The following is a 7,441-nucleotide window of genomic DNA, read 5'->3' as shown; positions in this document are numbered from 1 at the left end:
TACTATAAGTTATGATCCCAACCACTATTAATTAAAATCATTAGTCCCATAACAGTACAGAAACGAATTTATTACTTCATCTTGTATACCAGCGTTCCTCCTTTTACAATATCCTCATGCGAGATTGTTTTCTTCGTATATGGTTCGCCATTCAATGTAATACTATCTACATATTTATGTTCTTTCGACAAATTCTCCGCAATAATCGTGAAAGTCTTGCCATCGGCCAGATGCAAAGTCATCTTCGGCAACTGTGGAGCACCGAATACATATTCCGCACTTACCGGATCTACCGGATAGAATCCCATCGCACTAAGCATATACCAGGCAGACATCTGTCCGCAATCATCATTTCCACAAAGTCCGTCGGGTTTGTTTTTGTATTGAGTATCAAATATTTCACGAACCAATTCCTGTGTACGTTCCGGACGACCAGCCAGTGCATACAAATAAGTCACATGATGGCTTGGCTCATTTCCATGAGCATATTGCCCGATTAATCCAGTAACATCTGCCAAACTTTCACCTTCTAGCTTAACCGTAAACAATGAGTCTAATTTATTCAAGAAAGGTTTTTCTCCCCCAAACAACTGGATTAATCCTGGAACATCATGTTGTACATGCCAAGTATATTGCCATGCATTTCCTTCCGTATAATCTCCACCGACACTTTCAGAATGTGCCAACGCACTTGGGTTAAACGGAGCTTTCCAAGTTCCGTCAGCTTTGCGCGGACGCATGAACTTCGTCTCCGAATCGAAAAGATTCTTATAATAGTCAGCACGTTTCGCGAAGTAAGCGGCATCTTCCTCTTTACCCATACGACGTGCCATATCGGCAGCAGCATAATCATCATATACAGATTCTAAAGTGGAAGATACAGATTCTGCTTTTATCAGATCTGTCGGGAAATAACCATATTTCGTATAAACCTCCCAATCAGACTTCAACGGATGAGATACAGTCTGCGTCTTCTTTATTATATTGAAAGCACGTTCAGCGTCAAAGCCACGGAATCCTTTGCGATAAGCCTCGGCAATGACTGATACGCCGTGATTACCAATCATACAGAAATTCTCTTTTCCCCACAATCCCCAAATAGGCAGGAAGCCTTGCACTTCACCCTGTTCGATGAGAGAATTCACAAAACCGTCCACACGTTCGGGAATCACTAATGTATAAAACGGATGAGCGGTACGGTAAGTATCCCACAAAGAGAACGTAGAATAGAAAGCACCAGTTCCGGCTTTTACAATAGAGTCGGCGGCATTACGATACATACCGTCTACGTCCGAAATTTGATTAGGCTGAATCAATGCGTGGTAGAAACAAGTATAGAAATTTGTCTTTTCATCATCGGTACCCTCTATTTCAATACGGCTCAAATAGTTATTCCATTCATTGTGGGCGGTAGCTCTTACTCCTTCAAAATCCCAGGCAGGAATTTCTGCTTCCAAATTCTTTTTAGCCCCGTCTATGCTGGTGGTGGAAAGAGCCACTTTCATCATCAGCTCGTCTCCCGGCTGCATGTCAAAAGAGGCAATGATGCGTTTTCCTTTTTCTGTTTCGCCCATCGGAAGATAAAGTGAATCGACTACCGGACGGTTGAATTTCATCACAAAGAAATAATCTTGATTGACCCATACCGTGTTATTGACATGTCCTGTCAGTGTTTGAGCATCTTCCCAGTTCACTTCACAACTATTGACTTGTGAATGATATTGTTCTTCTCTCCATGCAGGACCATGTTGCAAGTCAATCAATATAGAGGCAGAATCAGCCTTGTGATAAGTATAGCGGTGAAGGGCAGCATGGATAGAGGCAGTCAGTTCCGCTTTTACCTGTGGATCAGAGAGCTCTGCGGTGTAATATCCCGGAGTAGCCGCTTCTTTATCTTTAGGGAAATGACTGCGATAGGCATCCCACGCACGTACACGTGTACCGGTGACCGGCATCACCAAAATATCACCTAAATCCATACATCCCGTTCCATTCAGATGTGTTTGAGTAAATCCCCAAATCAGGGAATCCTCATAAACATATTCAGAACAGTAGCGCCAACCAACTGCTCCCGTCACAGGACTGGTCTGGATCATACCGAAAGGATAACACGCGCCTGGAAATGTATGACCATTATCAGCAGCACCGATAAAGGTATTAACGTATTGAGTATAATCCTTTGTTTCCGCTTTTTCAGTCGGAGTACAGGAAGAATAGAAGAACAAGCCTGCTGCTAAAGCTGCAGCCACAAAAGGGGTTTTTCTTTTCATGGTAAATATAATGTTAAGTTAATGTCGCATTACATATGCTGATATTTATTTAATTTTTCACGATAATAGTTGTGCCACAAAATTAGAGAATTCTTCTCATTTAAAAGGATTAGATACAGACAAATATACTTAAATCTTGCAGGAAAGAAGCTTCTATTTATATCGATTCGCTGTGATAAAACAAAAATTCGTACGACTTATTGAATAAATATCAACTCAATTATTTATCTTTGTTAGCTTAATAACAAGCTGACGCAAAAACAATAAGTATAATGAAAGATTTCTTGAAATTTACACTTGCCACGGTGACAGGTATCATTTTGTCAAGTATTGTATTATTTATAATCAGCATGGTAACGCTGTTTGGCATCATGTCCGCTTCGGACACGGAAACAATCGTAAAAAAGAATTCCGTAATGATGCTCGACTTAAACGGAACGTTAGTTGAACGTACGCAAGAAGATCCGCTAGGTATTTTATCACAGTTGTTTGGTGACGAATCTAACACGTACGGACTGGACGATATTCTCTCTTCCATCCAGAAGGCTAAAGAAAACGAAAATATCAAAGGGATTTATTTGCAAGCAAGTTCACTAGGTACCTCTTATGCTTCCTTACAAGAAATCCGTAATGCACTGCTCGATTTCAAGGAGAGTGGAAAGTTCGTCATTGCTTATGCCGACTCCTATACGCAGGGGCTTTATTATCTTTCCAGCGCAGCCGATAAGGTGCTGCTCAATCCCAAAGGAATGATTGAATGGAGAGGTATCGCTTCCGCTCCCCTGTTCTACAAAGACCTGCTACAAAAAATAGGAGTTGAGATGCAGGTGTTCAAGGTGGGAACTTACAAATCTGCCGTGGAACCGTTTATTGCAACAGAGATGAGCCCTGCCAATCGCGAACAAGTGACAGCATTTATCACTTCCATCTGGGGACAGGTGACGGAAGGGGTTTCTGCTTCCCGCAATATTCCAGTAGATTCTCTGAATGTTTATGCCGATCGTATGTTAATGTTCTATCCATCAGAAGAAAGTGTTAGGTGCGGATTTGCTGATACCTTGATTTATCGCAATGATGTGCGCAATTATCTTAAAAAACTGGTAGAGATAGATGAGGATGACAATCTCCCGATAGTAGGATTAAGCGACATGATGAACGTAAAGAAGAATGTGCCAAAAGACAAAAGTGGTAATATCGTGGCTGTTTATTATGCATCCGGTGAAATTACAGACTATCCGAGTTCCGCAACTTCCGAGGACGGAATTGTTGGTTCGAAAGTCATTCGTGACCTGCGCAAATTGAAAGATGATAATGATGTGAAAGCTGTTGTACTCCGTGTCAATTCTCCGGGCGGAAGTGCTTTTGCTTCAGAACAAATCTGGCATGCAGTGAAAGAGTTGAAAACAAAGAAACCGGTCATTGTCTCTATGGGTGATTATGCCGCGTCAGGAGGTTACTATATCTCTTGCGTTGCCGACACGATTGTTGCAGAGCCTACTACCCTGACCGGGTCTATCGGAATATTCGGTATCATTCCCAATGTAAAAGGATTGACTGATAAAATCGGTTTAAGTTATGATGTAGTTAAGACGAATAAATATGCTGATTTCGGGAATATCATGCGTCCGTTCAACGAGGATGAAAGATCATTGCTTCAAATGATGATTACCGAAGGATACGATACCTTTGTCAGTCGTTGTGCCGAAGGACGCCACATGACAAAGGAAGCGATCGAAAAGATTGCCGAAGGCCGTGTATGGACCGGGGAGACTGCTAAAAAGTTAGGACTGGTAGACGAGTTAGGCGGCATTGACAAGGCATTGGATATTGCCGTGGCAAAAGCCGGTATCGAGGGCTACACCGTTGTTTCTTATCCTGCAAAACAAGATTTCTTTTCTTCCCTGCTTGATACGAAACCGACGAATTACGTAGAATCACAATTGCTGAAAAGTAAGTTAGGTGAGTTCTACCAACAATTCGGTTTACTGAAAAATCTGCAAGAACAATCCATGATTCAGGCTCGTATTCCGTTCGAACTGAATATTAAATAAACTGCCATACATGGACGAACACTTTATCAAGATACATAAGTGGCTCTACCCTGCCTCCTGGCTCTACGGAGCAGCGGTAATGATGAGAAATAAACTCTTTGACTGGGAAGTGCTCCAATCAAAGAGTTTTGATATACCTATCATCAGCGTAGGTAATCTTGCTGTTGGAGGAACAGGGAAAACTCCGCACACTGAATATCTGATAAAGTCTCTTTGTAATCAATATAATGTAGCTGTATTAAGCCGGGGATACAAACGGCATACGAAAGGCTATGTGCTGGCTACTCCGGAAAGTACGGCAAGAAGCATTGGCGACGAACCGTACCAGATGCATCAAAAATTCCCGTCTGTCACAGTAGCTGTCGACGAAAAGCGTTGTCATGGCATAGAAAAGCTGCTTGCACTGCAAAAGCCTTCAATAGATGTTATCCTGTTAGATGACGCTTTCCAGCACCGATATGTCAAACCGGGATTGAGTATTCTGTTAACGGATTATCATCGGCTGTTCTGTGACGATACCTTGCTTCCTGCAGGACGACTTCGTGAGCCAATTAGCGGCAAGAACCGGGCACAAATCGTTATTGTCACCAAATGTCCGCAGGACATCAAGCCTATTGATTATAATATTATCACGAAACGTCTGAACCTTTATCCATATCAACAGTTATTCTTCTCATCGTTCCGGTATGGCAACCTGCAACCGGTGTTTCCTATGATGGTTCCGGACACAGATACCCCTTCGGCAAACAATGAGATTGCTTTGTCCTCGCTGACAAATACAGATATATTATTGATGACCGGAATTGCCTCACCGGCTCCCATTCTTGAAAGGCTAAAAGATTGTACCCAACAAATAGATTTGCTATCGTTTGACGATCATCACAATTTCAGCCATCGGGATATCCAGCTTATCAAAGAACGGTTTCATAGGCTGAAAGGAGAGCACCGGTTGATTATTACTACCGAAAAAGATGCAACACGCCTGATTAACCATCCGGCTTTGGACAAGGAATTGAAACCATTTATCTATGCCTTGCCTATTGAAATAGAAATATTACAGAATCAACAAGATAAATTTAACCAACATATTATTGACTATGTTAGAGAAAATACAAGAAACCGCAGCTTATCTGAAAGGTAAGATGCACACCAGCCCGGAAACAGCCATTATACTTGGCACCGGACTTGGCAGTTTGGCAAACGAAATCACCGAGAAGTATGAAATAAAGTATTCGGATATCCCGAACTTCCCGGTATCTACCGTCGAAGGTCATAGCGGTAAGCTGATTTTCGGCAAACTAGGCAATAAGGATATCATGGCTATGCAAGGACGCTTCCACTATTACGAAGGTTATTCTATGAAAGAAGTGACTTTCCCTGTACGTGTGATGCGCGAATTAGGAATCAAAACCTTGTTTGTATCCAACGCCAGTGGCGGAACAAATGCAGACTTCGAAATCGGTGATTTGATGATTATCACCGACCATATCAACTATTTCCCCGAACATCCGCTTCGTGGAAAAAATATCCCATACGGTCCTCGTTTCCCGGATATGAGCGAAGCATACAGCAAGGAACTGATCTGTAAAGCTGATGAGATTGCCAAAGAAAAAGGGATCAAAGTACAACACGGAGTGTATATCGGTACACAAGGTCCTACTTTCGAAACTCCTGCCGAATATAAACTATTCCATATTCTTGGCGCCGACGCTGTTGGTATGTCTACCGTTCCGGAAGTAATTGTAGCCAACCATTGTGGCATCAAAGTATTTGGTATTTCCGTCATTACCGACTTGGGAGTAGAAGGAAAAATCGTAGAAGTAACGCACGAAGAAGTTCAGAAAGCAGCCGATGCCGCTCAACCGAAAATGACAACGATCATGCGCGAACTTATCAACCGTGCCTAAACAATCACCCCGATTTATGAGAACTGAAATAGCATCTCTCGGTGAGTTTGGTCTGATTGACCGCCTCACCGAGGGTATCAAACTAGAAAATGAATCCAGTAAATATGGAGTGGGCGACGATGCAGCCGTTCTCTCCTACCCTTCAGAAAAGCAAGTATTGGTAACAACCGACCTGCTTATGGAAGGTGTACATTTTGATCTGACTTATGTTCCCTTGAAACATTTGGGATATAAATCAGCAGTCGTTAATTTCTCCGATATTTATGCCATGAACGGCACTCCCCGGCAGATTACGGTATCTCTTGGCCTTTCCAAGCGTTTCAGCGTAGAGGATATGGACGAGCTTTATTCCGGTATTCGTCTGGCTTGCCAGCAATATAACGTCGACATTGTGGGAGGTGATACAACTTCCTCCCTTACAGGGCTTGCTATCAGCATCACTTGTATCGGCGATGCTGATAAGGATAAAGTGGTTTACCGTAATGGAGCAAAAGAAACCGACCTAATCTGCGTCAGCGGTGATCTGGGAGCATCCTATATGGGTTTACAACTATTGGAACGTGAGAAAGTCGTACTAAAAGGTGATAAAGACATTCAACCGGATTTCACCGGCAAAGAATACTTGTTGGAACGCCAGTTAAAACCGGAAGCACGTAAGGATATCATTGAGAAACTAGCTGCCGCCAATATTGTCCCAACCTCTATGATGGACATATCTGACGGTCTATCATCAGAATTGATGCATATCTGCAAACAAAGCAATGCCGGTTGCCGCGTGTACGAAGAACATATTCCGATCGATTATCAGACGGCTGTTATGGCTGAAGAGTTTAACATGAATCTGACGACTTGCGCCTTGAATGGCGGAGAAGATTATGAACTACTCTTTACTGTTTCTATCGCCGATCATGAAAAAGTATCACAAATGGAAGGAGTGCGCCTCATCGGACATATCACCAAACCCGAACTTGGCTGTGCATTAATTACGCGTGACGGCCAAGAATTTGAATTGAAAGCACAAGGATGGAATCCATTGAAGGAGAATAAACAATAGTTTCTATCACTTTTCTGAAATATTTTCCATCCCATACAACACTGATAATAAGCAAACTAGCTTTTTATCAGTGTTTTTTATCTCCAGAAGGCTTGCAGAATCCAAAAGTTTCACTACCTTTGCAACCGCAAAAGAGATATTACCGGACCGAACAATCAC

General features: G+C 42.4%; 5 protein-coding genes. 4 read left to right on the top strand and 1 reads right to left on the bottom strand.

Annotation, left to right across the window (positions count from 1 at the left end; translation table 11 throughout):
* Positions 1-71: 71 nt before the first annotated feature.
* Positions 72-2,270 carry a GH92 family glycosyl hydrolase gene (locus BXY_RS08575; RefSeq protein ID WP_008771280.1) on the bottom strand — a complete coding sequence of 733 codons (2,199 nt, stop codon included), beginning with the start codon at positions 2,268-2,270 and terminating at the stop codon, positions 72-74.
* Positions 2,271-2,542: 272 nt separating this feature from the next.
* Here BXY_RS08575 and sppA point away from each other — a divergent pair, with 272 nt between their 5' ends.
* From sppA to thiL, 4 genes are read left to right on the top strand one after another with little or no spacing between them, the layout of a single operon-like run.
* A complete protein-coding gene (gene sppA / locus BXY_RS08570) occupies positions 2,543-4,321 on the top strand; it encodes a signal peptide peptidase SppA (RefSeq protein ID WP_004316834.1) in 1,779 nt (592 codons plus the stop codon).
* A gap of 10 nt (positions 4,322-4,331) precedes the next feature.
* Entirely contained in the window at positions 4,332-5,462 is a 1,131-nt protein-coding gene (gene lpxK / locus BXY_RS08565) for a tetraacyldisaccharide 4'-kinase (RefSeq protein ID WP_008645059.1), read from the top strand.
* Complete coding sequence (locus tag BXY_RS08560) at positions 5,419-6,228, top strand: purine-nucleoside phosphorylase (protein ID WP_004316831.1); 810 nt, start codon at positions 5,419-5,421, stop codon at positions 6,226-6,228. The genes lpxK and BXY_RS08560 overlap by 44 nt, the downstream gene beginning before the upstream one ends.
* A gap of 16 nt (positions 6,229-6,244) precedes the next feature.
* Complete coding sequence (gene thiL, locus BXY_RS08555) at positions 6,245-7,282, top strand: thiamine-phosphate kinase (RefSeq protein ID WP_008026683.1); 1,038 nt, start codon at positions 6,245-6,247, stop codon at positions 7,280-7,282.
* Positions 7,283-7,441 lie beyond the last annotated feature (159 nt).

Source organism: Bacteroides xylanisolvens XB1A, from assembly GCF_000210075.1.
Lineage (GTDB): Bacteria > Bacteroidota > Bacteroidia > Bacteroidales > Bacteroidaceae > Bacteroides > Bacteroides xylanisolvens.
The sequence above is the reverse complement of the archived record's forward strand: the minus strand, read 5'-3'. Positions and strand labels throughout refer to the sequence as shown.

Bases quoted from the DNA above. Each gene is read 5' to 3' on its own strand.
- lpxK (WP_008645059.1), top strand. From the start codon at position 4,332: ATGGACGAACACTTTATCAAGATACATAAGTGGCTCTACCCTGCCTCC.
- sppA (WP_004316834.1), top strand. From the start codon at position 2,543: ATGAAAGATTTCTTGAAATTTACACTTGCCACGGTGACAGGTATCATT.
- BXY_RS08575 (WP_008771280.1), bottom strand. From the start codon at position 2,270: ATGAAAAGAAAAACCCCTTTTGTGGCTGCAGCTTTAGCAGCAGGCTTG.
- thiL (WP_008026683.1), top strand. From the start codon at position 6,245: ATGAGAACTGAAATAGCATCTCTCGGTGAGTTTGGTCTGATTGACCGC.
- BXY_RS08560 (WP_004316831.1), top strand. From the start codon at position 5,419: ATGTTAGAGAAAATACAAGAAACCGCAGCTTATCTGAAAGGTAAGATG.